Origin of the sequence: Chelatococcus sp. GCM10030263 (genome assembly GCF_042666455.1) — a bacterium.
GTDB lineage: Bacteria > Pseudomonadota > Alphaproteobacteria > Rhizobiales > Beijerinckiaceae > Chelatococcus.
The window spans coordinates 641942-667044 of record NZ_JBHTDB010000009.1; the positions used below are offsets into that span (position 1 = coordinate 641942).

Genomic DNA, 25103 nt, shown 5'->3' on the forward strand with positions numbered 1-25103 from the left:
GGAGCCCAAGCGATGACCAATCCCGCAGTCGGTATGCCTTGTCCCGTATGCCGCGTCCCCCTCGTGATGAGCGAGCGGCAGGGCGTCGAGATCGACTATTGCCCGCAATGCCGCGGCGTGTGGCTCGATCGGGGAGAGCTCGACAAGATCATCGAACGCAATGTGACGGAAGCGCCGCCACCCCGGGCTGCCGCGCCCGCTCACAACCCCGGCTTTTCGCAGCCCCAGCATGTGCAGCCCCAATATCCCCAAGGCCATCATCCGCAAGGCGAGCAGCCTCATTACGGTCAAGGCTATCCGAAGCGGAAGAAGTCCTTTCTCCAGGAACTGTTCGACTGATTGCTTGCAAGGATGGACCGCCGGTCGGCATCGTCGCGGCCGGCGGGCCGCTTCCGCTCACGGGCGGGTGAACAGGCTTTTCAGCAGGACGGCGGCCGTCAGCGTGACGGCCGCAACGGCTATCGACAGATAGAGCGCGCCGGCCTGGCCGAACCGGTCGATCACCACCGCATAGATCAGCGGCGCCGTCGCCGAGAGCACGAAACTCGGGGCGAGCAGTCGGCCGACGAAGGCGCCGTAGGTGCGATGGTCGAAGAGGACGAGCGGCAGCGTCCCGCGCGTGATCGTCACGATGCCGTTGCTCGCGCCGTAGAGGAAGGCGAAGGCGATCGCCGCGGCGCCGAACTCGCCGCCATATAGCCCGGCGATGAAGGCAAAGGGCAGCAGCATGGACGCCAAGAGATTGAGCGTCAGCGGGTGGAGGCGCCGGCCGAACAGAACCTCGCACAGGCGTGCCGACGACTGGCCTACGCCCCTCAACGTGGCGATCCAGACGGCGGTCGAGGCAGCGACCCCGAGCCCGGTCAGAATGGCGATCATATGCGCCGACATGCCGGCATTGAGGAAATTGGTGAGCGTGGTGATGACCGCATAGAGACCACCCGCCAGGACGAGGTCGCGTCCGCTTGCGGCGAGCGGCCGGTGCTTCTGGACGGCCTCCCGCGGCGCCAGATCCTCATAGCGGCCATTGGGGATCGCGAGATGAAGCGGGACTGTGAGAAGCGCAAAGCCGGCATAGGCGAGGAGCGCGCCGCGCCAGCCGAAATGGTCCGCGAGGAAGTGGCCGACCGGCCAGAAGGTGGTTGAGGCCAGCCCGCCGAGCAGTGTGATCTGCGCGATGGGGCGCCGCGCCTCCGGCCCGCCGATCCGCGCGAGCGCGGCGAAGGCAGCGTCGTAAAGCGTGAGGCGCATGGCGACGCCGAGGCAGATCCAGGCGGCGTAATAGACCGGCAGGCTATGGCAGAGCGCGAGCGTAATGCAGCCTGCGGCATTGAGGAGCGCGCCGGCGATCATCACATTGCGCCCGCCATGACGGTCGATGAGGCGACCGGCGAGCGGCGAGGTCAGCCCCATGACGAGGAGCGCGAGGGCGAAGCCGCCATAGACGAGGTCGCGCGACCAGCCGAGGTCGGCGGCGATCATCTCGCCGAAGCCACCGATGAGATAATAGGAGATGCCCCAGGCGATGAGTTGCGCGAGGCCGAGGCACAGGACCGTCCGGCGGAGGATCACCGGGGTTTTCCACGGGCGGCGTCGATCGGCGGCGTTGCGTCACCGCGCCCGAGCGGCCGCTGCATCAGCACCGTGTCCACCCACTGTCCGAGCTTGAAGCCGACTGAGGTCAGGGTGCCGACCGGCTGGAAACCCAGACGGCGGTGGAGTGCGATCGATCCCTCATTGCCGCTGTTGCCGATGACCGCGAGCATCTGCCGCCAGGGGCCCGTCTCGCAGCGGTCGATCAGGGCAGAGAGCAACGCGCGGCCGATGCCGCGCCCACCGAGCCCCTCCGCGACATAGACGGAATCTTCGATCGTGTGGCGATAGGCCGGCCGCGGCCGGTAGGCGGTGGCATAGCTGTAGCCCACGACCGCCCCGTCGACTTCGGCCGCAAGATAGGGCAGGCCGCGCTCCAGAACGGCGGTGCGGCGCGCCACCATCTCTTCGACGGAGGGCGGCACCTCCTCGAAGGTGGCAAGTCCATGCAGCACGTGATGCGCATAGATGGCCTGGATTGTGGCCATATCCTCGGTATGCGCGTCGCGAACGGTGATCTGCCGCTCGTCCGCCGGCCGTCTCTCCATCCTGTGCATCTTTCCTTCCATTCTCCCTGACCGAATGCCATGCCCGCCGCCGAGATCCAAGCGTCGCCGAGATCCAAGCGTCGCCGAGATCCAAGCGTCGCCGAGATCCAAGCGTCGCCCGACTTGTGCCTTGCCACGTGTCACGCCGATGTCGGCCAGGAGCCGGCGATCGAGATCGCGTAGCGCCTCCCGCTGACGCAACCGCGACTGCGGTGATCCCGCGAGATAGCGGCCGACCTCCAACAGGATAGCGGTGATCGACGGGAGAGCGGCAGCCATGAGAGCTGGTGGTTGACAATGGGTGAGCTGAGCGACGGCCCATTGTGCCGTTGCAATTCTATAAAGGAAGCTTTTGGCTCTTATACGAAGCATGATAGATTCTTCGAGATGGATAGCCTCAATCTCGACCAGTTACGCGCCTTCCTGGACGTGGTTGCCCTTGGCAGCTTCTCGGCGGCGGCGGAGCGGAGAAACCTGACGCAGCCGGCCGTCAGCCTGCAGGTTCGCCAGCTCGAACGCCGGCTCGGCGTCAGCTTGATCGAGCGGGTCGGACGCAAGGCGCGGCCAACCTCGGCCGGCGCCGAACTCATGGCCCACGCCGGTCGGATCGATGCCGCCGTCTCGGCTGCACTCGACGCGATGGCGCGTCACGCGACGGGCGCGGTCGGCCGCGTGCGGCTCGGCACCGGCGCGACCGCCTGCATTTTCCTGCTGCCGCCCATCCTGCGCGATTTGCGCCGGCGCTTTCCGTCTCTCGAGCTTACGGTCAGCGCCGGCAATACGGCGGAGGTCGTCAAGGCGGTCGAGGACAATGTCATCGATCTTGCGCTCGTCACCCTGCCGGCCTCCGGCCGCGCGCTGGCCATCACGCCGGTGCTCGACGACGAATTCGTGGCCATCGCGCCGCCGGCGATGGCGCTGCCGGAGCGGCTGACCCCGCAGACCGTCGCCGCTCTACCGGTGCTGCTCTATGAGCCGGGCGGCAATACGCGGCGGATCGTCGATGACTGGTTCGCGCGGGGCGGTGCGGGGCTGAAGCCTGTCATGTCGCTCGGCAGCGTGGAGGCGATCAAGGAGCTGGTGGGCGCCGGCCTCGGCTGTGCCGTGCTGCCGAGCATGGCCGTGCGCAACGCACCTGATCGCGAAATCTTCCAGGTGAGGTCGCTCTCGCCGCAGCTGCACCGGCGGCTCGCGGTCGTGATCCGCCAGGACAAGCCGCTCTATCGCGGTCTCAAGGAAACGGTCGATGCGCTTCTGGCAATTGGGGATATCGGCGCGCAGTGAGCCTATGCGCCGGCTGGCGCGAAGCTTCGCACGACGGTGTATATTCCGGGATCGAACTGCGCGAAGGTGAGCGCTTCCTCGAGGAAAGGCCGCGGGCCGGGATCCCCGCGCATCGCCTGGTAATCCTCGATGCTGCGCCATTGCGCATACATCGTGACCTTCGTGCCGTCGAGGCTGCGATGCAGCGTGGACGACAGAAAGCCCGGCGCACGGCTCACGAACTCATCCGTGGCACGCGTCAGGAGGTCCATCAGCCGCTCCTGGTTGCTCGGATCAACAGTAAAGACATTGATCAGCGTGACCACGTTGCTGTTCTCCGATGCGGGGATCGAGGGGGCTTTGTCGGCGCCGCCACCTCCCCTGGAGGGGGTAGGCAATTGCATATGAAAGCTTCGTCCCCTCTCCCCGGCGGGGAGAGGGACAGGGTGAGGGGGATTAATATTCGAGATTAGAGGGATTTTCCCCTCACCCGGCCGCTTCGCGGCCGACCTCTCCCCACCGGGGAGAGGTGAAACGAGCGTCTCGCCGATTATACAATCGCCCTCCTTGGAGGGGGGAGGTCGACGTGGCGCAAGCCGCGGCGGGAGGGGGGATGAGAAAAGCCCCAGATCTCCCACGCCATCCCGGCTCGGTTATCGCTCGCCGACCCTCCCCCTCAAGGGGGAGAGTGCGACCGCTCCCGTCTAAATCAGCTTCTCCAGCGTGATCGGCAGGTCCCGCACCCGCTTGCCGGTGGCGTGGAAGACCGCATTGGCGATCGCAGGGGCGACCCCGACGATGCCGACCTCGCCCACGCCCTTGCCACCAAGCGGCGAAGCAAGCGGGTCGGGAATGCCGACCGAGATCACCTCAATGTCCGGAATATCGGCATTAGTGGCGACGAGATAATCGGCGAGGTTATTGTTGATCACCCGGCCGAAGCGGTTGTCGACGAGGCCTTCTTCGAGCAGCGCCTGGCCGATGCCCATGATGATGCCGCCCTTCCACTGGCTCTCGACAAGCTTCGGATTATAGAGCCGGCCGCAGTCGAAAGCCGACACCACCCGCGAGACGCGCACGGTTCCGAAATCCTCGTCGACGCGAACCTCGATGAAATGCGCGCACCAGCTGTGCAGGGAATGGTCGCCGTCGGTCGGCGGGCGCATGGTGGTCATGGTCGTCCAGGCGCGTCGCCGGCCTTCCTCGTTCTGCAGCGCCTCGGGGAGGGTGTCGCGCTTGGCCTCGATCTGGTCGCGGCCCGTCCGCGCCATCAGCTCGGCAATGGGGACCGCGAGCCCGTCGCCGCGCGGCGCCGCGATCCGGCCGCCCGCCACCGACAGCGTATTGGCGCCGCTGTCATGGAAAGGCGAGTTCGGGTCGCTGAGCGCAAGCGCGATCAGCTCCTCGCGCGCCGCCGTGGCCGCCTGGTGAACGGGTCCGGTGATCGCGCCGGCGAGCATTGAGCCGCCGGCGACGGTCGAGCCCGGCATGGAGGAATCGCCGAGCTGGACGTCGACCTGTTCGACAGGCACGCCCAACGCCTCCGCAGCCGTCTGGGCGAGCACCGTATAGGTGCCTTGGCCCATGTCGATCGCGCCGGTCACGACCTCGACGATGCCGTCCTTGCGGATGCGCACGATCGCCTCGCCATAGGCGCGGATGACCGGGAAGGTGCCGGTCGCCACGCCCCAGCCGATGAGCTCACGCCCGTCGCGCATGGACCTCGGCTCGGGGTCGCGCCGGGCCCAGCCGAAGGCCTCGGCGCCCGCGGCGAGCGCCTCGCGGAGTTGCCGCGTCGACCAGGGCTTGCCGGACTGCGGGTCCTTTTCGGCATTGTTCCGGAGTCTCAGTTCTACCGGATCGATTCCGACCGCATAGGCGAGCTCGTCCATGGCGCATTCGATGCCGAAGGCGCTCGGGTTCTTGCCGGGCGCGCGTAGTGCCCCCGGGGTCACGGTATTGACCGGAACGAGCCGGTGCTCCGAGCTGAAATTGGGCACCGCATACATCAGCGGCGTTGCGGCGCCCGCATGTTCCACCCAGGTGCCGACCATCGAGGTTTCGTTCGCGCCCTGGTGGACGACCGCCTGCAGTATCCCCTCCTTGGTCGCGCCGAGCGCGATCTTCTGGTATGTCGCCGCGCGCCCGCCATAAGCCGTGAAGGTCTGTGGGCGCGTCACCGCGAGCCTGACAGGCCGGCCGAGCTTGCGGGCAGTCGCTGCCGCGATTGCCCCGTAATGGGAGGCGACGGCCTTAGACCCGAAGCCGCCGCCGACGAAGGGCGAAACCAGCCGGACATTCTCGTAAGGCAGCCCGAACATTTCCGCATAGGAGCGCGCCATGCCGTGGGTCCACTGGCTCGGCTCGAAGATGGTGAGGCGGTCGCCTTCCCAGGCGGCGATGAGCCCATGCGGCTCGATCGGCACATGATATTCGCGCGGCGTGCGGTATTCGGCCTCGACACGCACGGGGGCGGCCGCGAGCGCCGCGTCGGCATCGCCCCAGTTCACCGTCAGCTGATCGACGAGATTGCCCGCGCCGGCTTTGGGATCGTCGAGCCCGGCGATCGCCGGCGCTTCCTCGTAGGTGATCTTGACGAGGGCGGCCGCCGCGGTCGCCTGTTCGAATGTCTCGGCCACGACGGCGGCGACAGGCTGGCCGTTGAAGGCGATATCCGGGACGAGCGGACGATAGGCGCCTTCGGTGCGATTGCCGTACCAGTCGGAGGCGATCTGGACGGCGAGGTCGTCGTCGGGCGTGAGCACGAGGAGTGTGCCCGGTGCAGCCTTCGCGGCCGTGGTGTCCACTGCGAGAACCCGGCCGGCCGCGACCGTGCTCGGCACAAGCACCGCATGGACGAGATTCTCGATCCTGTGCTCCAGGGCATAGGTCGCGGCGCCGGTGATCTTGAGACGGCCGTCGACGCGGGACAGGCGACCGCCGATGACGCCGTCGGAGGCATCACCGCGTTTGCGGGGGCTGTCGAGAAGGGTCATGCCGTTTCTCCCGAGTTCTTTCCCACGGTCTCACTCAAGCTCAGGATGGCGCGCGCGACGACGCGCGGCGCCAGATCGATCTTGTAGGCATTGTCCCCGTGGGCGACGGCGCCTTCGACGGCGAGGCGGCTCGCCTGCCTGACGGCCTCCGCTTCCAGCGGGCGTCCCTTGAGGGCATCTTCCACCGCGCGGGCGCGCCAGGGCTTCGTCGCCACGCCCCCGAGTGCAACACGGATATCGCGGATCGTCCGCCCGTCCGCCTCGAAGGCGATGCCGACGGCCGCGCTCGCCGCTGCGAATTCATAGGACTGCCGGTCGCGCACCTTCAAATAGGTGGAGCGCCGGGCGGCTTCCGACGCCGGCAGAGAGACCGCGGTGATCACTTCGCCCGGCGCGAGCGGGTGCTCGCGGTCCGGCGTCGTGCCGGGAAGCAGGAAGAAATCGTCGATCGGAACTTGCCGCTCGCCGATATGGACGACGGCATCGAAGGCGACGAGCGCGGCCGCGAGATCGCCGGGATAGGTGGCGATGCAGGCTTCGCTCGTGCCGAGGATCGCGTGATTGCGCGTCACGCCGCCGATGGCAGAACAGCCGGAGCCAGGCTCCCGCTTGTTGCAGGCGGGGAAGGCCGCAGGATCGCGAAAATAGGCACAGCGCGTGCGCTGCAGAAGATTGCCGCCGATGGTCGCCATGTTGCGCAGTTGCGCCGAGGCGCCTTTCAGGAGCGCTTCCGAGACCGCGGGAAACTGCGCCTTGATGCCGGGATGTTCGGCGACGCGGCTCATCCGGGCGAGCGCGCCGATCGAGGCGCCGGCCTCGCTGACCGTGATGGTATCGAGCCCGGGGAGGCGGGTGATGTCGACGACCGTCTCGGGTTCGGCAACGCCGCATTTGGCGAGGTCGATGAGGGTGGTGCCGCCGGCGAGCAGCGCAGCGGCGGGAAGGGCGGCGAGCCGCCGGGCCTCGTCCAGCGAGCCGGCGCGATGATAGGCGAAGTCTCTCATGGGGTTGCCTCCGCGGCCTTGCGCACGGCCTCGACGATATGCGGATAGGCCCCGCAGCGGCAGAGATTGCCCGCCATGAACTCGCGGATCTCCTCGTCGGAGCCGGCATGGCCCTCGCGGATGCAGGCGACCGCGGACATGATCTGGCCGGGCGTGCAATAGCCGCACTGGAAGGCATCCTCCTCCAGGAAAGCGGCCTGGACCGGGTGCAGGCTGCCGTTCGGGCCGGCGAGCCCTTCGATGGTGGTGACCATCCGGCCATCGGCTTGCGCCGCCAGCATCAGGCAGGAGAGCACGCGCTCGCCGTCGACATGGACGGTGCAGGCGCCGCACTGGCCCTGGTCGCAGCCCTTCTTGGAGCCGGTAAGGTCGAGATGGTCGCGTAACGCGTCGAGAAGCGTGACGCGTGGGTCGAGCGTGAGGCTCACCGCCTCACCATTGACGTCGAGTTGGATTGTGGTTCGCTGCGTCATGAATGTCCGGCTCCGTTGCGGTCGGGACATGGCGATTGGGAACAGGGGAGGGTGTCTCGCGTTTGCTTCCGTGCGGGCGGCGCGGCCAGTCCGTCCAAGCAATCCAGGCGACGACCCCTCCTTGTAAATTCGACGGGTGACAGGCCCGGTGCGAGGTGAAATAAAGAGGCGAGACGCCGTAACCGGAGGCGCCTCCGCTTAGAACTTAGGAGCTTGCCGCGGGCGGTTCAAGCCCCATCGGCATGGAGACTTGATCCTTGGCTGCAAAGCCGCCGGCCGCAGAGGCGGCCATCCCTCGTCCGCCATCGCCGCGCATGCGTGCGGACGCCCGCCGAAATCGTGAAAAGCTCATCGAGACCGCCGCGGCCGCCTTCGCTCGGGGAGGCGTCCAGACCTCATTGGAGGATATCGCCCGGCGCGCCGGCGTGGGGATCGGTACGCTCTACCGGCATTTCCCGACGCGCGAGCATCTGGTGGAGGTGGTCTACCGGCGGGAATTGGACGGGCTTTGCACGGCGGCCGTGGAACTCGCCCGTACGCTCCGGACGGACGAGGCGCTCGCCGAATGGATGCAGCGCCTGGTCGGCTATATCGCCACCAAGCGCGGCATGGCCGACAGCCTGCGCATTCTCATGACCGCACATTCCGAGCGTTTCGCCGATGTGGCGGGCAGGCTGTCGCAGGCGCTCAAGGGGCTGATCGAGGCGGCGGCCGCTGACGGCACCATTCGCGGCGATGTCGATTCGACGGATGTGATGCAGGCGCTGTCAGGGATCTACAGCGCGCCCGACACGCCGGATTGGCAGGACCGGTCACGCAGGCTCGTCTCGCTGCTCATGGACGGCCTCAGGAGCGGGGCGCCAAAAGGCGCGGTGAGGAGCGGCGGCTCCTCACCGGAAGAATGATCCTGGCCGGCTGCGCAGGTTACTGCCCGTCCGCGACGAGCGCCTGGAGCACGGCATAAGCCGCCGTGACGCGTGCCGGAATCGGGAAGGCTTTGTTCGCCAGCATCACGATGCCGATCTTCTTCTCCGGCACGAAGGCGACATAGGAGCCGAACCCGTTGGTGGAGCCGGTTTTGTTGAAAAGCCTCGCTCCTGAAGCCAGCGGCGGGGTGAGCGGCGTTGTGGAGTGCGGCTTGCGGGCCATGTCTGTGGAGTTGCCGGCCAAAAGGCGGTCGAGGGTGACGGGATAAGGATACTGTTCCCACCCGAGCCCCTGCACCATCTCGCCGACCTTGAAATAGCCGATATGCGTGTCCTCGATCGCGCCCCGCATCGGCGGCTCCAAGCCCTCAGGCTGGATATTGGCTTCGACGAAGCGGATCATGTCGGCGGCGGTCGATTTGACGCCATAGGCTTCCGCATCGAACACGCCCGGAGTGACGCGCACCGGCTTGCCGGCCTTGTTGTAGCCCCAAGCGTAATGGCCCATCGCCCCATCAGGGACATGGATGTAGCTGTGGCTGAGACCAAGCTTGGCAAACAGCTCGGTCTCGACGAGGGCGGCGAAATCACCGTTCATGGCAAGCCCTGTGACATGCCCGAACAGCCCGATGCTCGGATTGGAATATCGCCGCTGTTCGCCTGGCGCCGCCCCCGGCTTCCATCGCTTAAAATAGGTGATCATCGCGGCATCATTGTCGACGGCGTCAGGAAATTGTAGCGGCAGGCCGCCCGCCGTATAGGTGCCGAGGTTGAGCACGCTCGCCGTGTCGATCGGGGTGCCGCGCAGCTCCGGCATGTATTTGCTGGGGTGTTCGTCCAGCGCGAGCTTGCCACTGATCTGCGCATAGGCGGCAAGCGTCCCGGTGAACGTCTTGCTCACTGAGCCGAGCTCGAACAACGTGTCCTGCGTCACCGGCCGGCAGCCCTCCTTCGAGGCGACGCCGTAGTTGAAGAAATGCTCGCGACCATTGACGGTCACGGCCACGGCGATCCCCGGCACGTCGTATTCCTTCATGAGCGGCCGGAAGGCCCGGTCGACCGCAGCGGCGATCCTTCCGGCATTATCGGCGGCATCATCTGCGGCTTGGCTCGCGACCGGAAGCAGGCAGGTGAGGGCGGTGGCCAGGGCGAGTGCCCCCACCGTTTTCGAGATGACAGCCAAGTCGTTGCCTCCTAACTGGGTGTGGCACGGGTGCGGCGCATTACAGTCAGACCTTCATCGCCGCCACGATGGCGCGGGCGACCGCCGCATGGATGGCATCGCGGCCGGCCGGTTTGAGCGGGCTCGTGGTGAGATAGCTCGTCACGAGCAGCGGCGCACCCTTCGGCGGCCAGAGCACCGCGATGTCGTTGGCCGTACCGTTCTCCCCCGTTCCCGTCTTGTCGCCGGCGCGCCAGCCTTGCGGCAGGCCCGCCCTGATGCGGGCGTCACCTGTGCGCGCCGCAACGAGCCAGCCGGTGAGACGCTCGCGCGATGGGGCCGCGAGCACGGACCCGAGCACGATGCGGTCGAGATCGGCGAGCATGGCGTTCGGGGTCGTCGTGTCTCGCGGATCGCCGACCTTCGCCTCGTTGAGCTCGGGCTCCATCCGGTCGAGCCGCGTGATGTCGTCGCCGATCTCGCGTGCGAAGCGGGTCAGTCCCTCGGGGCCGCCGAGGGTGTTGAGCAGCAGATTGGCAGCGCCGTTGTCGCTGACGGTCACGGCCGCGTCGCAGAGTTGCGCGATGGTCGCCTCGCGCCCGACGAGCGCCTTGGTGACGGGGCCGTAGCTCTGAACGTCCTCCGGCCTGATCGGCAGGGCGCGATCCAGACGCTCGCGTCCCTTGTCGACGCGGGCGAGTACCGCTGCCGCCAATAGAAATTTGAAGGTGCTGCACATCGGGAAGCGCTCGTCGCCGCGATGTGCGAAGCGCTGGCCGGAGCCCGTGTCGAGCACCGCGACACCGAGGCGACCACGGCTCTTCGCTTCGATCGCCGCAATGGACTTCGGCAGTTCAGACCCACCGAATGGCTTATCTTCCGCAGCATGAGCGCGGTGCGTGAGCGTCAGGGCGGCGCTGCCGGCCACAATCATCAGATGTCGTCTCGATAGCATGGCGGTCTCCGTTCCAGCTTTCTGGATAGCCAGGCGGGGCGCCGCCAACAAACGATGTTATCTCGCGTTAGATATGAGATTTTCTAGGGCATCACGGTCGGGGCCGCCGCCAACGGGCTTCATGGCCCGCGGCGGGTGAGCTCGTTGTGAATGGCTGTTGCGGCGATCGCCGCATGGCCGAAGGCGACCGAAATCTGGTTGAGCTCGTTCACCACGTCGCCGGCTGCATAGAGCCCGGCCACGGACGTCTCCTGGTGCGGATCGGTGATGATGCAGCCGAGGTCGTTGCAGTGCGCGCCGAGTGCGATGGCGAGATCCGACCGCACATCCGCGCCGAGCGCGGGATAGAGCACCTCTACGCGCTCGCGCCGGCCGCTCGCCATCACGGCGGCGATGTCGTCCCCCTCCACGTGGAGTTCGACGACCGGCTCCTGCGGGCAGGAAATTCCGGCCTCCTGCAGCCGTCCGCGCTCGGGCTCCGCCAGCGTGAATTCCGGGCCGAGCGGCAGGATGGTGAGATTGGCGGTGAAGGTGCGCAGGAAGAGCGCCTTCTTCACGGCCTGCGCGGTCGGGCCGAGAACGGCGACCGTTTTGTCGATCACCTCGTAGCCGTCGCAGACCGGGCAGAGCCGGACGTGGCCTTCGCGGATGAGCCGGCCGAGACCCGGCAGGTCCGGCTCCTTGTCGACGATGCCGGTCGCGATGAGCACGGTCGCGGCGGCAATCTCCTGCCCGTCGACATCGGCCAGAAAGCCGTCCTCCGTCCGCGTCAGGCGCGTCACCGTTCCGCGCTGCACCGCGGCACCATAGCGCCCGGCCTGAGCGGCGAGCCGAGCGAGCAAATCCGGGCCGGGAATGCCGTCCGGAAAGCCCGGACAATTATGCGAGACCGGAATGAGGGCGGCGCGGCTCGCGCCGGAATCGATGAGGGCGAAACGCCGCCGGAAGCGCGCGAGATAAGTGGCGGCGGTGAGCCCGGCGGGGCCGCCACCCACCACGAGGCAGTCGAGGCGCGCATTGGTCATTGTGATTGTCCAGACGAGGAGGTCCCACGCTCAACCGCTTCCCTCGTCAAGTGTTCCGGGCGGACTGCCGGTGGAACGGGCCCGGCCACTCCGGCATTCTTGCCAAAGCTACGAAAACACATGTCCGGCGAAAGACATCATGAGTCCAACCCAGCTCAGCCTGTTGCAGCCGGAGAAGCCGGGTCCCGAAGGCTTCGCCTATCAGCCGGATCTGATCTCGCCCGCGGAGGAGCAGGAGCTTCTCGTCGCTTTCCGCGACTTGCCGTTTCAGGAATTCGAATTCCAGGGCTATCGCGGCAAACGCCGGGTCGTGTCCTACGGGCTGCGATATGATTTCAATGACGGCAAGCTGCGGCAGGCGGAGGCTATTCCCGGCTTCCTGCGGCCGTTGCGGGAGCGCGCCGCCGGCTTTGCCGGTATCGCGGCATCGGACCTCGCCCAAGCGCTCGTGACCGAATATGCGCCCGGCGCCGGCATCGGCTGGCACAAGGATCGCTCGGTCTTCGCCGATGTGATCGGCATTTCGCTCGTCTCACCCTGCCGTTTCCGCCTGCGGCGCAAGGCCAGCGCCGGCTGGGAGCGCGTGACGCTGGCAATCGAGCCCCGCTCGGCCTATCTCCTGCGCGGCGAGGCTAGAGCGGTTTGGGAGCACAGCATCCCGCCCATGGAAAGTCTGCGCTATTCCGTTACCTTCAGGAGCATGAAGGCAGGTCCTGCGAGCGCCTGAGGCGTCCTGCAAGAGGGCGCAAAATAAGACGCCCGCCCTCCGGAGAGGACGAGCGCCGCACATCGATCATGCGAGTCGTTATTTCGTCAGGTCGCGCGCGGCGTCCTTGACATTGCCGGCGGCGTTGCGCGCGCTGCCCTTGGCCTTGTCCATCTTGCCTTCCGCTTCAAGCCGCTCGTTTCCGGTTACTTTGCCGGCGGCCTCTTTCACGCTGCCTTTGGCTTTGTCGGCGGCGCCCTTGATATGCTGCTTGTCCATGTGATTCTCCTGCTGCTGCAAGGATAACGGAGCTGCCGCGACGAAGGTTCCGCGGCCACCAGCAGCGTGGGTGTCGCAGGCAAGCAAGAACGGTCCGTGAAAGATGGGCAAAGCTGTGGCTGGAACTCAACCGGCTACCTTTCGAGAACATTCGCAGTTTGCCCGTGTGAAACCCATGAACACAGGGCCGACAGACCATGAACATCCCCGCTTTTCACAGGGGGGAACCTTTCCGGTCGCTGCGAATTAAGGCGGCCGTTGATCAGGCCGGGGACATTGGGCCGGCGTCCGGCTAACGTGGGCCACGCAGATCTTGGATAGGCCAGGGGAGAGACGCGTGGCGAAGCCGTCGATCGAAGATCGCATCGCGATCGAGGACCTTTTCATTCGCTATACGACCAGTCTCGACGACTTCGATATTGCCGGCATCGAGAGTTGCTTCGTGGAGGACTGCGCCCTCGTCACGCCCAATCACGGGGAGTTTCGCGGCAAGAGCTCTATTCGCGAATGGATGAAACCAAACCTCGCCGTCAAAGATTTGGGCGGGCGTTTCCGACATGTCATCTCCAATTTCACCATGGATGTGAATGGTGATCATGCGAAAGCGGGCTGTTATCTGCTCGATTTCCTGATCATCGACGGCCACACCAAGCTCCTGTCGCCGGGGATTTACGACTGCGATCTGGTGAGGATCGGCGGCGAATGGCTGTTCGAGCGGCGGACCGTCATCATGGACAAGCCCTACAGCCTGCCGCAGGCACAGCCGCCGGCGCATGGTTGAAACCGTGAGCTGGCGGCGAGCTGGTGTTACTGGCGCAGCAGAACGAGGCAGCGTCCTGCGGCTTCGGCCGCCTCGCGCGCGCCGGCGCGCGGCAACTGGCCAGACATTACCAGACTACGCGTCTTGCTGGCGACCAGATCCCGCAGATCGCCGCTGCTCACGGCCGTCTGCGCAGTGGCGTCGTAGATGAGACGTGACGGCTTGTCGAGCTTGCCCGCGCAGGCGGCCGCTCCAGCGGCGTCGGCGCGTGCCGAAGACGCGGAGAGCAGGCTGATGCCGACGAGGGCAAAGGCGATCCTCACGCCCGTTCCGATGGAAAGATGCATGTGGGTAGCTCCTCGCAGGACATGGGCTGGCAAGCCCGGGAAAAGACGGCGTCTCCGCCGGGCGCGATTACTTTTGCTCGTCGCCTCGATACCTGTAATAGGCCCCACAGACCGCGATGCACAAGCTCGCGCACTGCGTCGTGGCTTCCCTAGCGCAAAGTCTCCATCAGCCTGAGCAGCAGGGTGGCCCGCGGCACGAGCGAGGAGATGAAGATTCGCTCCTCATGCGTATGCGCCCCGCTGCCGTCCACTCCAAGGCCGTCGAGGGTCGGCACGGTCGCCGCCGTGAAATTGCCGTCCGAGCCGCCGCCGGTGCTCATGCCCTCGAGGTCGAAGCCGATCTCCGCCGCGAGCGTCTTCGCGTGCTGGAAGAGCGCCTCGATGCCGGGTGATTTTTCATAGCCCGGCCTGTTGAGACCGCCGGCGATGGTGAGCGTGCAATCCGGATCATAGGGCTTGATGGCGAGCACGCGCGCCACCGCGGCGTCGCCGATCTCCGGATTCGGCACGCGCATGTCGATCTCGGCGAAGGCTTCCTGCGGGACTACATTGGGCCGGGTGCCGCCGCCTGCGACCCCGACATTGACGGTGACGCCGGTCGCGGAATCGGTCATCGCTTCGAGATCGAGGATCTGCCGGGCGAGCTCGCGCAGCGCACTGCGCCCATCCTGATGGCGCGAGCCAGAATGGGCTGCGCGGCCGGTGATCTTGAGGTTGAAGCGCGCCACGCCCTTGCGGGCTGTGACGATGCGGCCGCCCTCGCGTGCGGGCTCGGTGACGAGCACGTAGCGGGCACGCCGCGCCTCCTCTTCGATGATGGCGCGCGAGGAGGGACTGCCCACCTCCTCGTCGGAGACGAAGAGCTGGCGGACGGGAAGCATGTCCGTGCGGCCCGACTGGGCGATCTTGCGCATGGCCGCGAAGGCGATGAGCGCGCCGCCCTTCATGTCGTAGATGCCGGGGCCGTAGGCCTCGTCCCCTTCCACCCGGAAGGGCAGGTCTTTTGCGAGCGTGCCGATCGGGTGGACGGTATCGAGGTGGCTCAGCACGAGGATGCCCGGCACATTGCGTCTGCCGGGGATCTCGGCGAGGAGGTGATCGCCATAGCCGTCGCGCCCCGGAATGCGGCGGATCGACATGCCGGCGGCCGCCGCTTCGGCCGCGACTTTGTCGGCCATGCGGTTGACGGCGGTCGCATCGGTGGTCGGGCTTTCGATCTCCACCCAGCTGCGAATTTCGTCCAGGAGATCCGCGGCGGAAAATGGGGCGACGTCTGGCATCGTTGATCCTCTGGGGGAGAGTTCGAGGGTGGCCCGCTGCAGGGGCCGTCGGTGATCACGCCCAAGATTAGCGCGCTGCGTTCCGGTTTGGCCACGCGGCGCAGGGGATCGGGCGCTGTCGGTTGCACCAGGCCGGATTACGGAATGACCCGTTGGCGCTTCAGGCTGTCGATCGCCTCGATGAGCGATGCGGTGGAATCCATCCGCTCGGAGAAGCCGTGGGCATAGATCTTGTTCACGTCCGAAATCACGTCCGTTTCGGTGTGGAAGATGAAATCCCCGAAGCCCCAGCCCACGAGCTTGCCGAGATCGGGCTCCGCGAGCCCATGCGCCTCGGCGAGGCCGCGCCAGAGCGGCCCCTTGTCGGCCATGTGGCGGGCGAGCGTCAGCGGCACCGGAGCTGCCGTCTCGAGCCCGAGATGGCGCGCGACATCGCCCCACATCCGCTCCCAGCGGAAGATGTCGCCATTGGTGACGTTGAAAGCTTCGCCCGCTGCCCGCTCGCTGGTCGCGGCCCACAGGCTCGCCCGGGCAAGAAGCCGCGAGTCGGTGAACTGCACGAGCTGGCCATAGGCCTTGTCCGTGCCCGGAAAGCGCAGGGGAATGCCGAGCGCGCGGGAGATTTCGGCGAAGGCGCCGACGACGAGCGCGATATTCATGGGATTGCCCCAGATGTCGCCGACCACGACATCGGGCCTCAGTGCGACGTAGTCCCAGCGGCTCTTTGCCGCTCGTGCGCGCAGCGCCGCTTCCTGCGCCATGTAGAGATTGGGTGGCATATGCGGCGGGTCGTTCTCGCGCGCCGGCGTCACGACCTTTGCCCCGAGATGGATGCCGTAGATCTTGAAGCCCTGGTAGATCACGACGCGCTGCAGGGGCGCGCCGGCTTCCTCCAGCCCGTCGAGCAGATGGCTCAGCATCGCCGCGTTGCGCTCGGCCTCGGTGGCGAGATCGGGATCGGGCGCGAGCGCCGCGTAGAAGAGATGCGTGGTATCGGCGGCCCCGCGCAGGGCCGCTGCGGTCGCCTCACGGTCGGACAGATCCGCTTGCAGCGAAGCAAGGCCCGCCACCGGCCGGCGGGCGATGCCGCGCGCCGTCCAGCCCTGCGCCTTCAGTTCCTGCGCGACCGCATGGCCGATGATGCCGCCGGCTCCCGCCACCAAAGCTGTTCCTGCTGTCATCAGTCGCTCCAAACGCCCAAGGCTGTGGTCTTCGGGATCGGGGCCGCTGCAGAAGGCCACAGCGGTCCGGACCCGAACCAACGGGAAACTAGCACGTTGACTTTCGCGGGCCCAACACGCGTCCGCGAGCAAGACGGCGTCGTTAGACGCGTCGCCATCGGACGGCGTGGCACTTCCCGTCCCACACGGCGTGGCTCAGCCGCAAGGATCAACAAAGGAACGCGATCATGCAGCAGAAGGCAGAAGCTCCCGAGCGCGACCAGTCCCATGCTCGCGAGCCGGAGAAGGCGCCGCAGGAGAAGCCGCGCATCACGACGACCGATCCGACGACAGGCCGGCCCGGCAAGAGCTACGACGGACACACGGCCGAGGAGGCGCGTGCCATCGCCGGTGCGGCGCAGCGCGCCTTCGAAAGCTGGCGCAGAACCTCCTTCGCCGAGCGCGCGGCGCTGATGCGGCGCGCCGCCGAGGTGTTGCGGCGCCGGCGCGACGAATTCGCCGCGCTGATGACCGAGGAAATGGGCAAGACGCTGAAGGACGGCCGCGACGAGGTCGAGAAATGCGCCTTCAACTGCGAGCATTTCGCTGACAATGCCGAACGCTATCTGGCGCGCGAGCCGGTCGACCTCGGCGGCCAGAAAGCGTTTGTCACTTATAATCCGCTCGGCGTGGTGCTGGCCGTCATGCCCTGGAATTTTCCTTTCTGGCAGGTCTTCCGCTTCGCCGCACCAGGCCTCATGGCCGGAAATGCTGCCGTGCTGAAACACGCGAGCAACGTGCCGGGCTGCGCGCTCGCCATCGAAAGCGTATTTCGAGAAGCGGGCTTTCCCGAGAATCTCTTCCGCGCTGTCCTGATCCCCGGCCGGGAGGTGCGCGGGCTCATCGAGGATCCGGCGATCGCCGCCGCGACCCTGACCGGCAGCGTCGAGGCCGGTCGGCAGGTGGCGACCGCCGCCGGCTCCGTGCTCAAGAAGACCGTGCTCGAGCTCGGCGGCTCGGACGCCTATGTCGTGCTCGAAGACGCCGATATCGAGAAGGCCGCCAAGATCTGTGCGGCAGCTCGTATGGTCAATGCCGGCCAGAGCTGCATCGCCGGCAAGCGCTTCATCGTCGTCAAGCCGGTGCGCGAGGCCTTCGAGCGGGCCTTCACGGAGGCGATGCGCGCTTATGAGATGGGCGATCCGCGGGAGGAGGGGACGAAGCTTGGGCCCCTGCAGGCGGTCGCGGCGCGCGATGAAATCCACAAGCAGGTCGAGGAGAGCATCGCCAACGGCGCGCGCTGCTTGACTGGCGGCGAGGTTCCGGACCGGGTTGGCGCCTGGTATCCGCCGACGGTGCTGACAGACGTCCGCCCGGGCATGCCGGCCTATGACGAGGAGGTTTTTGGGCCGGTCGCGGCGATCATCGAGGCGGCCGACGAAGGAGAGGCGATCCGCATCGCCAATGCGTCACGCTTCGGGCTCGGCTCCGGCGTGCTGACGCGCGATCTCGCGCGCGGCGAGCGCATCGCGGCCGAGGAGCTGGAAGCAGGCATGAGCTTCGTCAATGCCAATGTGCGCTCCGATCCGCGCATGCCCTTCGGCGGCGTCAAGGAATCCGGTTATGGCCGCGAATGCTCGCATTTCGGCATCCGCGAATTCACCAATGTGAAGAGCGTGCTGGTGGCGCCGGCGTGAAACCTTTCCCCGCTGCCTGCCGTTCCCTGAACAACTGCGGCTTTGCGCCCGTGCCGGCGCAAGCCGCCCGCAGCTGCGAGAAAAGGATAGCAGGACATGAGTGAGCGTGACGTTGCCGTCTTCGTCGGAAGCCTCCGCAAGGCCTCCCTCAACCGCAAGCTCGCGCATGCCCTGGCCGAGCTCGCGCCGCCCGAGCTCAAGCACTCCATCATCGAGATCGGCCAGCTGCCGCTCTACGATCAGGACCTGGACGAGAACCCGCCGGAAGCCTGGAGAGCGCTTCGCGAGCGGGTAAAGGCCGCCGATGCCGTCCTCTTCGTGACCCCGGAATATAACCGCTCTGTCCCCGGCGGCCTAAAGAACGCCCTCGACGTCGGCTCGCGGCCCTACGGCCAGAGCGCCTGGAACGAGAAGCCAGGCGCGGTCATTAGCGCCTCGCCGGGGGCGATCGGCGGCTTCGGCGCCAACCATCACCTGCGGCAGATGCTGACCTATCTCAACGTTCCGACCATGCCGCAGCCGGAGGCTTATGTGGGCGGCGCGGACAAGCTCTTCGACGAGAGCGGCAAACTCGTCAACGAGAGCACGCGCAAATTCCTGCAGTCCTTCATGCAGGCCTTCGCGGGCTGGATCGCGATGTACAACAACGCCAAGGCAAGAGCGTGAGCCGTCAACCCGGGGCCGTGCAGCCGCACTCGGCGAGGCTCCTGATCCAGAAACGATGTGGGATCAACAAGCAGACCGTAACGGTGCAGCGAGCATTGAAGCGCCATCGGTTCTGGATTCCGGGCCCGATCCTTCGGATCGTCCCGGAATAACTACAGGGGCGATCGCGTCACCCCCACCATTGACATGGTGCCCGCTATAGGCTTTTGCGGCGGATAATCCCTGACCCGTCCCGCAGAGCACCGCCATGGCGCAGAACATCTACGACGATCCGCAATTCTTCGTCGGCTACAGCGGGCTTCGCCGCTCGGTCGAAGGGCTCGCCGGCGCGCCGGAGTGGCCGGCGCTGAAGGCGCTTCTCCCCGATCTGACCGGCCGTCGGGTCGTCGATCTCGGCTGCGGCTTCGGCTGGTTCTGTCGTTTCGCCCGCGAGGCGGGCGCGGGCGAGGTGCTCGGCCTCGATCTCTCAGAAAACATGCTGGCGCGCGCCCGCGAAATGGCGAGCGATCCGGCGATCACCTATCGGCGTGCCGATCTCGAAGCGCTTGAGCTGCCGGTGGCATCCTTCGATCTCGCCTATAGCTCGCTGGCCTTTCACTACGTTGAGAACCTGTCCGGCCTTCTCGCGACCATAGCGCGGGCGCTCGTCCCCGGCGGCCGGCTGGTCTTCTCGGCGGAGCATCCGATCTATACCGCGCCGCGCCGCCCGGGCTGGACAGTCGATTCCGACGGTCACAAATCATGGCCGGTCGATCACTATCTCGCCGAGGGGCCGCGCCGGACGAATTGGTTTGCCGAAGGCGTCGTGAAGCAGCACCGCACCATCGGCGCCTATCTCAACCTCTTGGTCAGCGCCGGCTTCACAGTGTCGCATCTCGAAGAATGGGGCCCGTCGCAGGCGCAGATCGCTGTGCAGCCGGAGCTTGCGGAAGAGCGCGAGCGGCCGATGTTCTTCATCGTCGCGGTCGAGCGACGATAGCTCGGGAATTGTCGCCTGGGCGCGTTACAAAAGGAATCGTTTGGTCCTAGGATCCGCCGCTTGTTTTTTTCCATCCCCGCCCGTCGTCGACGGGCGGTCCATCTTTCGAGGACGACGATGGCACTCGACAAAGCGGCGATCGAGACGCTCAAGAACATCTCCACGGCGACCGTCACCACGGTCTTGTTGAAGAAGGGGCTGCGCAACATCTGGATGCGCGGCACGAAACCCTTGAAGCCAGGCCAGCCGCGCATCGTCGGGCCGGCCTTCACGATGCGCTTCGTGCCGGCGCGCGAGGATTTGGCGACGCCGGCCTCATGGGCCTCGCCGATCTCGACCCGTGCGGCGATCGAGGACATGCCCGAAGGCTGCGTGGCCGTGGTCGATTCCATGGGCATTACCGATGCCGGAATTTTCGGCGACATCCTCTGCGCGCGCATGGCCAAGCGCAAGGTAGCCGCTCTCGTCACGGACGGCGTGGTGCGCGACCTGGCCGGCGTGCTCGGCACCGGGCTCGACGTCTGGTGCAACGGCGTGGCGGCGCCGCCCTCGGTCGCCGGGCTCACCTTCGTTGGGTGGCAGCAGCCGATCGGCTGCGGCGGCGTCGCGGTCTTCCCCGACGATGTCGTTATCTGCGACCAGGATGGCGCAGTCCTTGTTCCGGCCGCTCAGCTCGATGCGTTGCTCGCCGAGGCACCGGAGCAGGAGCGCATGGAAGCCTGGATCATGGACGAGGTCGGGCGCGGCGAGAAGCTCCCCGGCCTTTATCCCATGAATGCCGAGACGAAATCGCGCTACGAGGCCGAGAAGTCGGCCGGCCGCGCCTGAAATGAGCGAAGGGCGGGGCGCCTGCCTCGCCCTCGCATTCGTCTAAAGACCACCTTGTGCGAGGAGAACAATCAGGTCTAAATTTTGGATACAAAAATACAAAAACGACGCGCCTCCGGCGACGTCGATCGACAGGGAGGACGACAATGGCTGTGAGATTGTTTGACAGGGCCTCATTCAGGCGTTCCGTCATGGGCACGCTGGCGGGTGGCATGGCCGCTCTACTGGCGGCTGTCTTGCCGGCCGGTTCGGCCTTCGCCGCGAGCGAAGGCCCGACCCGCGCCGTCACAATGATCGTGCCGTTTTCCGCGGGTGGCGGCAGCGATGTGCTCGCTCGCCAGATCGCGGCGGCGCTCAACGAATCCGGCAAATTGCCGAAGGGCATCGTGGTGGAGAACCGCCCCGGCGGGAGCGGCGCTGTGGGCTATAGCCTGCTCGCCTCACACAAGGGCGACCCCAACACCATCGCAACCGTCAGCGTGAGCTTCTTCACGACGCCGCTCCTTGGCCAGTCACCGGTGAGCTACAAGGATTTCACGCCGCTCGCCGCCATCGCCCAGGACCCTTACATCCTGGTCGTGAAGGCTACCTCCGACATCAAGTCGGTGAACGACCTCAAGGGCAAGCAGGGGCTCGTTGCCGCCACGACCGGCATCGTCGCCGACCCGACGATCCTCGCCAAGATGCTGGAGAAGGCGATCGGCGCCTCCTTCAAGATCGTGCCCTATGAGGGTGACGGCGAGGTCCTGAGCGCGATCCTCGGCGGCCATGTACATCTGCAGTTCGGCAATCCCTCCGAGATCCTGGCGCAGGTGAAAAGCGGCGATCTCCGGGCGCTCGCCGTGAGCTCCGGGACAAGGCTAGCCGCGCTGCCGGACGTGCCGACCTTCAAGGAGCTGGGCTACGACATCGAGCTTGTGCAGCTGCGCGGTGTCGTGGCGCCCAAGGGCGTTTCCGAGGGAACGATCGCCTTCTGGGAGGATGCTCTGCGGGCCGTCGCCGACAGCAAGGCCTGGAAGACGAATTACCTCGATCGCTTCAACGTCCAGCCGCTGTTCATGGGTAGCCGCGAATTCGGTGACGCCATGGCCGGCATCAGCGGGCGCTACGAGGCACTCATGCGCGAGCAAGGACTCATCAAAAACTGAGCCGGAGGCGGGCGGGAGGCGCCGTGCGTGCTGCGTTGCGGTGGCCCTCCGAGCGCCGGACCGTTCCTCATCACAAGGAGAAGACCATGATCGGCAAGGAAGCTCTCATGATGGCGGGAGCGCATAAGATCGTGCGCGTTTGCGCGGGGCTGAAGCCCGACGAGCGCGTATTGATCGTCACCGATCCCGAGCGCTACCGCGTCGCCTCGGCGCTCGCCGCCGCCGTGCGCGACGTCGGGCCGGAGCCGCTCGTCGTCGTGCAGAAGCCGAACGAATATGACGGCCAGGAGCCGCACCCGCTTGCCCGCGACCTCATGCTCTCCGGCAAGATCGATGTAATGTTCATGCCGGTCACGCGGTCCATCAGCCATTCGCGCGCCGTGCACGAGGCGCTCGACGAGGGCGTGCGCGTGCTGTCGCTGCCGAAATTCGAGGAGGAGCAGCTCTATCGCGGTGGCATCCATGCCGATTTCGACGCGCAGAAGCCGCAGTGCGACGAGATGGCCCGGCGCTTCGGCGCTGCACGCACCGCGCGCCTGACGACGCCGGCGGGTACCGATCTCAGCTTCGACCTCGCGGGACGGCCCGGTAATTCGCACCCCTGCATTGCGCGCGAGCCTGGGAAATTCACCGCGCTCATCAATATCGAGGCGAATGTCGCGCCGATCGAAGGCACGACCGAGGGGACGCTCATCGTCGATGGGTCGATCTCGAATTTCGACATCGGTCCCATCAGCCAGCCGATCGAGATGAAGGTGGAACGGGGCCGCGTGGTCTCGATCCGCGGCGGCTCGCAAGGCCACAGGCTGCGCACGATTCTGGAGAAGATCGGCGACGAGGGGGCCTATGACATCGCTCAACTCGCCGTCGGGCTCAATCCGGAATGCACCGGCTTCAACGGCTGGTTCTCCAACGAACACGGCGTCTACGGCTCCTGTCACATCGGCATCGGCACCAGCGAGAACCTCGGCGGCTCGTCCCGCGCGCCGGTGCATTACGACGTGATGATGAGCTCGCCGACTCTGACGTTCGACGGCGAGGACGTCGTGCGCGACGGCAAGGTGCTGATTTAGGGGCATGGGTTACCTCTCCCCGCGTGCGGGGGGAGGTCGGACGCGAAGCGGCCGGGTGAGGGGGATTTTTGTCTTGATCGTCCGCACCCCTCACCCTGGCCCTCTCCCCGCAGGCGGGGAGAGGGAACGACAGCCGCACGTGTGGTTGCCCTTCTCAAGGGACGGCGGATCACTCTCGGGAGACGACCCATGCCGCTGAAGCTCGCCGATGAAATCTTCGCCGCGCTGCTTCTCGTGGTCGGCCTCGTCGTGCTCGTCATGTCCTGGAACTACGGCCTGATGAGCGAGGGCACGCCCGGAACCGGCTTCTTCCCGTTCTTTGCCGGCCTGGTGATCACCGGCGGATCCGGCGCGACGCTGGCGAGGAGCCTCCGCGGCCGGGCAGCCCTCGAGGGGCGGATCGGGCGCAACGAGGTCTTGATCAATGCCGGCCTCGTCGTTGCCTTCATCGTCTTTCTCTTCGCCGTGCCTGTGCTCGGCTTCACGCCGGCCGCCCTGCTGATGACGCTCGCCGTGGGCTGGATATCGCGCGATCAGCGCGGACTGGCTTTCGCCGCAAAACTCCTGGCCACCACGGTTCTCGTGGTGGCCGGCTGTCACGTGCTGTTCGGCACCGTTCTCGGGGCGCCGTTGCCGACCGGCTTCTTCGGCTTCTGAGAAAAAGACCCTGCCACCCCGGCTGGGCGCAGAGGAGGCCCCGATGGAAACGCTCGAGCTGCTCTGGACGGGGCTTGTCGCTGCGACCCACCCGACGATCCTGCTCGGCATGCTCTTCGGTGTCGTCGTCGGCCTCGTTATCGGCGCGCTGCCCGGCCTCGGGCCGGCGGCGGGCGTCGCCATCCTCCTGCCCGTTGTCGTCAGCCTCGACGGCACCGCGGGCATGGCCGCCTTGGCCGGCGTCTACTACGGGGCGATGTATGGCGGTGCGGTCACGTCGATCCTGCTGGGCATCCCCGGCGACGCTCCCTCTGTCATGACGGTCGCCGATGGCTACCCGTTGGCCCGGCAGGGTCACGCCGGGCGCGCGCTCGGAATGGCGATCTATGCCTCCTTCATCGGCGGCCTCATCGGCCTCATCGTGCTCGTCTTCGTGGCGCGGCAGATCGCCCGGGCGGCGCTCGCCTTCGGCCCGGCCGAGATGACCGGGCTGATGGTCATGGCGCTCTGCCTGGTCAGCGTTCTCGGGGGCGCCGACCGGGTCAAGAGTTTCGTCGCGCTCGCCCTCGGCCTCATGGTCGGAATGGTCGGGCTCGACAGCATCACCGGCGCGCCGCGCTTCACCTTGGGCAGCATGGAACTGCTCGACGGCTTCGAATTCTCGGTGATCGCCGTTGGGCTCTTCGGTCTCGGGCAGATGTTCGCGGCGCTCGACGAATCGGTCGTCTCGCAATCGGCGACGCCGCGCTTCGCGCTTCGCTCGCTGATGCCTGACCTGCGCGACCTGCGGCAATGCCGGGCGGATCTCCTGCGCGGCTCGGTGGTCGGCTTCATCGTCGGCATTCTGCCCGGCGTTGGCGCAACGGCCGCCACCATTCTCTCCTATGCCTGGGCGAAGCGCGCGTCGAAGACGCCGGAGCGCTTCGGCAAGGGGGCGCTCGAAGGCGTGGCCGCGCCGGAAGCAGCCAACAACGCCGCCTCCTATGCCGCGATGGTGCCGCTGCTGACGCTCGGCATTCCCGGATCGGCCACCACGGCGATTATGATGGGCGGCCTCCTGATGTTCGGCCTCCAGCCGGGCCCGCGGCTTTTCACCGACAATCCGGAATTCGTCTGGACCCTAATCGGCACCTTCTGGATCGGCAATATCGCGCTCGTCTTCATCACCATCCTGATGACGCCCTTGCTCGCCTCGGTGATCTTTCTCTCGCGCGGTCTTCTCTATGCGCTCGTCAGCGCCATCGTGGTCTATGGCGTCTACAGCATCGGCTACAGCATGGCCGATCTCTGGGTCTGCCTCGTCTTCGGCGTGCTCGGCTACATCATGGCGAAGCTCGGCTATGCCGCGGTGCCCATGGTGCTCGGGCTCGTGCTCGGGCCGCTGCTCGAACTCGGCATCCGTCGTACGCTGATCGCATCGGGCGGAAACCCGGTCGTCTTCTTCGAACGCCCGATCGCGCTCGCCTTCTTTATTGCGGCCGCGCTCCTCGTCTTCTACCCCTGGGTCGCACGCGCCGTTCAAGCGCGGCGGCACCGCGGCGACGAGGCGCTGACGCGGCAACCGCTTTCATGAGACGA

General features: G+C 66.6%; 26 protein-coding genes. 13 read left to right on the top strand and 13 right to left on the bottom strand.

Annotated elements, in window-relative coordinates:
- Positions 1-12 precede the first annotated feature (12 nt).
- Positions 13-339 (top strand): zf-TFIIB domain-containing protein, encoded by a 327-nt coding sequence (locus ACFQU1_RS21860; RefSeq protein ID WP_378136654.1) that lies wholly within the window; start codon positions 13-15, stop codon positions 337-339.
- 57 nt (positions 340-396) lie between these two features.
- On the opposite strand, the gene ACFQU1_RS21865 is transcribed toward ACFQU1_RS21860, so the two are convergent.
- Complete coding sequence (locus tag ACFQU1_RS21865; protein ID WP_378136656.1) at positions 397-1572, bottom strand: MFS transporter; 1176 nt, start codon at positions 1570-1572, stop codon at positions 397-399.
- On the bottom strand, positions 1569-2420 hold the full coding sequence (locus tag ACFQU1_RS21870; RefSeq protein WP_378136658.1) for a GNAT family N-acetyltransferase: 852 nt from the start codon (positions 2418-2420) through the stop codon (positions 1569-1571). Before ACFQU1_RS21870 ends, ACFQU1_RS21865 begins: the two co-directional genes overlap by 4 nt.
- 108 nt (positions 2421-2528) lie before the next feature.
- On the opposite strand from ACFQU1_RS21870, the gene ACFQU1_RS21875 reads away from it, so the two are divergent.
- Positions 2529-3425, top strand: a complete 897-nt coding sequence (locus ACFQU1_RS21875; RefSeq protein WP_378136661.1) for a LysR family transcriptional regulator — start codon at positions 2529-2531, stop codon at positions 3423-3425.
- Positions 3426-3427: 2 nt separating this feature from the next.
- On the opposite strand, the gene ACFQU1_RS21880 is transcribed toward ACFQU1_RS21875, so the two are convergent.
- From ACFQU1_RS21880 to ACFQU1_RS21895, 4 genes are all read right to left on the bottom strand, one after another.
- On the bottom strand, positions 3428-3808 hold the full coding sequence (locus ACFQU1_RS21880; RefSeq protein ID WP_378136663.1) for an antibiotic biosynthesis monooxygenase family protein: 381 nt from the start codon (positions 3806-3808) through the stop codon (positions 3428-3430).
- Between the two features lie 300 nt (positions 3809-4108).
- Positions 4109-6400, bottom strand: coding sequence for a xanthine dehydrogenase family protein molybdopterin-binding subunit (locus ACFQU1_RS21885; protein WP_378136665.1), 2292 nt, complete (start codon positions 6398-6400; stop codon positions 4109-4111).
- Positions 6397-7404: an FAD binding domain-containing protein gene (locus ACFQU1_RS21890; protein ID WP_378136667.1), complete on the bottom strand. Its 1008-nt coding sequence runs from the start codon at positions 7402-7404 to the stop codon at positions 6397-6399. The genes ACFQU1_RS21885 and ACFQU1_RS21890 overlap by 4 nt, the downstream gene beginning before the upstream one ends.
- A complete protein-coding gene (locus ACFQU1_RS21895; protein WP_378136669.1) occupies positions 7401-7877 on the bottom strand; it encodes a (2Fe-2S)-binding protein in 477 nt (158 codons plus the stop codon). Before ACFQU1_RS21895 ends, ACFQU1_RS21890 begins: the two co-directional genes overlap by 4 nt.
- A gap of 257 nt (positions 7878-8134) precedes the next feature.
- Between ACFQU1_RS21895 and ACFQU1_RS21900 the strand changes: the two genes are divergently transcribed.
- Entirely contained in the window at positions 8135-8782 is a 648-nt protein-coding gene (locus ACFQU1_RS21900; protein WP_378136671.1) for a TetR/AcrR family transcriptional regulator, read from the top strand.
- A 19-nt stretch (positions 8783-8801) separates the two neighbouring features.
- On the opposite strand, the gene ampC is transcribed toward ACFQU1_RS21900, so the two are convergent.
- From ampC to ACFQU1_RS21915, 3 genes are all read right to left on the bottom strand, one after another.
- Positions 8802-9965, bottom strand: coding sequence for a class C beta-lactamase (ampC, locus tag ACFQU1_RS21905; RefSeq protein ID WP_378136825.1), 1164 nt, complete (start codon positions 9963-9965; stop codon positions 8802-8804).
- A gap of 67 nt (positions 9966-10032) precedes the next feature.
- Positions 10033-10920 carry a class A beta-lactamase gene (gene bla, locus ACFQU1_RS21910; RefSeq protein ID WP_378136673.1) on the bottom strand — a complete coding sequence of 296 codons (888 nt, stop codon included), beginning with the start codon at positions 10918-10920 and terminating at the stop codon, positions 10033-10035.
- 119 nt (positions 10921-11039) lie between these two features.
- The gene (locus ACFQU1_RS21915) at positions 11040-11945 is read right to left on the bottom strand and encodes an NAD(P)/FAD-dependent oxidoreductase (RefSeq protein ID WP_378136675.1); all 906 of its coding nucleotides are present in this window, start codon (positions 11943-11945) and stop codon (positions 11040-11042) included.
- A 139-nt stretch (positions 11946-12084) separates the two neighbouring features.
- Here ACFQU1_RS21915 and ACFQU1_RS21920 point away from each other — a divergent pair, with 139 nt between their 5' ends.
- Positions 12085-12672 carry an alpha-ketoglutarate-dependent dioxygenase AlkB gene (locus tag ACFQU1_RS21920; protein WP_378136677.1) on the top strand — a complete coding sequence of 196 codons (588 nt, stop codon included), beginning with the start codon at positions 12085-12087 and terminating at the stop codon, positions 12670-12672.
- 78 nt (positions 12673-12750) lie between these two features.
- On the opposite strand, the gene ACFQU1_RS21925 is transcribed toward ACFQU1_RS21920, so the two are convergent.
- The gene (locus ACFQU1_RS21925) at positions 12751-12930 is read right to left on the bottom strand and encodes a CsbD family protein (RefSeq protein WP_378136828.1); all 180 of its coding nucleotides are present in this window, start codon (positions 12928-12930) and stop codon (positions 12751-12753) included.
- 337 nt (positions 12931-13267) lie between these two features.
- On the opposite strand from ACFQU1_RS21925, the gene ACFQU1_RS21930 reads away from it, so the two are divergent.
- Entirely contained in the window at positions 13268-13711 is a 444-nt protein-coding gene (locus tag ACFQU1_RS21930) for a nuclear transport factor 2 family protein (protein ID WP_378136679.1), read from the top strand.
- Positions 13712-13737: 26 nt separating this feature from the next.
- On the opposite strand, the gene ACFQU1_RS21935 is transcribed toward ACFQU1_RS21930, so the two are convergent.
- The 3 genes from ACFQU1_RS21935 to ACFQU1_RS21945 all read right to left on the bottom strand — a co-directional run bounded on the left by ACFQU1_RS21935 (position 13738) and on the right by ACFQU1_RS21945 (position 16498).
- A complete protein-coding gene (locus tag ACFQU1_RS21935) occupies positions 13738-14037 on the bottom strand; it encodes a hypothetical protein (protein ID WP_378136681.1) in 300 nt (99 codons plus the stop codon).
- Between the two features lie 149 nt (positions 14038-14186).
- Positions 14187-15317 carry a M20/M25/M40 family metallo-hydrolase gene (locus ACFQU1_RS21940; protein ID WP_378136683.1) on the bottom strand — a complete coding sequence of 377 codons (1131 nt, stop codon included), beginning with the start codon at positions 15315-15317 and terminating at the stop codon, positions 14187-14189.
- 137 nt (positions 15318-15454) lie between these two features.
- A complete protein-coding gene (locus ACFQU1_RS21945) occupies positions 15455-16498 on the bottom strand; it encodes an SDR family oxidoreductase (RefSeq protein ID WP_378136685.1) in 1044 nt (347 codons plus the stop codon).
- A gap of 227 nt (positions 16499-16725) precedes the next feature.
- Here ACFQU1_RS21945 and ACFQU1_RS21950 point away from each other — a divergent pair, with 227 nt between their 5' ends.
- The 8 genes from ACFQU1_RS21950 (at position 16726) to ACFQU1_RS21985 (ending at position 25098) form a co-directional block, all read left to right on the top strand.
- Positions 16726-18174, top strand: a complete 1449-nt coding sequence (locus tag ACFQU1_RS21950; protein ID WP_378136687.1) for an NAD-dependent succinate-semialdehyde dehydrogenase — start codon at positions 16726-16728, stop codon at positions 18172-18174.
- A gap of 96 nt (positions 18175-18270) precedes the next feature.
- Complete coding sequence (locus ACFQU1_RS21955) at positions 18271-18840, top strand: NADPH-dependent FMN reductase (protein WP_378136689.1); 570 nt, start codon at positions 18271-18273, stop codon at positions 18838-18840.
- 247 nt (positions 18841-19087) lie between these two features.
- Complete coding sequence (locus ACFQU1_RS21960) at positions 19088-19819, top strand: class I SAM-dependent methyltransferase (protein ID WP_378136691.1); 732 nt, start codon at positions 19088-19090, stop codon at positions 19817-19819.
- A gap of 117 nt (positions 19820-19936) precedes the next feature.
- Positions 19937-20647: a ribonuclease activity regulator RraA gene (locus tag ACFQU1_RS21965; RefSeq protein ID WP_378136693.1), complete on the top strand. Its 711-nt coding sequence runs from the start codon at positions 19937-19939 to the stop codon at positions 20645-20647.
- Positions 20648-20793: 146 nt separating this feature from the next.
- Entirely contained in the window at positions 20794-21795 is a 1002-nt protein-coding gene (locus ACFQU1_RS21970; protein ID WP_378136695.1) for a tripartite tricarboxylate transporter substrate binding protein, read from the top strand.
- A gap of 86 nt (positions 21796-21881) precedes the next feature.
- Entirely contained in the window at positions 21882-22868 is a 987-nt protein-coding gene (locus ACFQU1_RS21975; RefSeq protein ID WP_378136697.1) for an aminopeptidase, read from the top strand.
- A 189-nt stretch (positions 22869-23057) separates the two neighbouring features.
- Positions 23058-23525: a tripartite tricarboxylate transporter TctB family protein gene (locus tag ACFQU1_RS21980; protein WP_378136699.1), complete on the top strand. Its 468-nt coding sequence runs from the start codon at positions 23058-23060 to the stop codon at positions 23523-23525.
- 43 nt (positions 23526-23568) lie between these two features.
- Entirely contained in the window at positions 23569-25098 is a 1530-nt protein-coding gene (locus ACFQU1_RS21985; protein ID WP_378136701.1) for a tripartite tricarboxylate transporter permease, read from the top strand.
- Positions 25099-25103 lie beyond the last annotated feature (5 nt).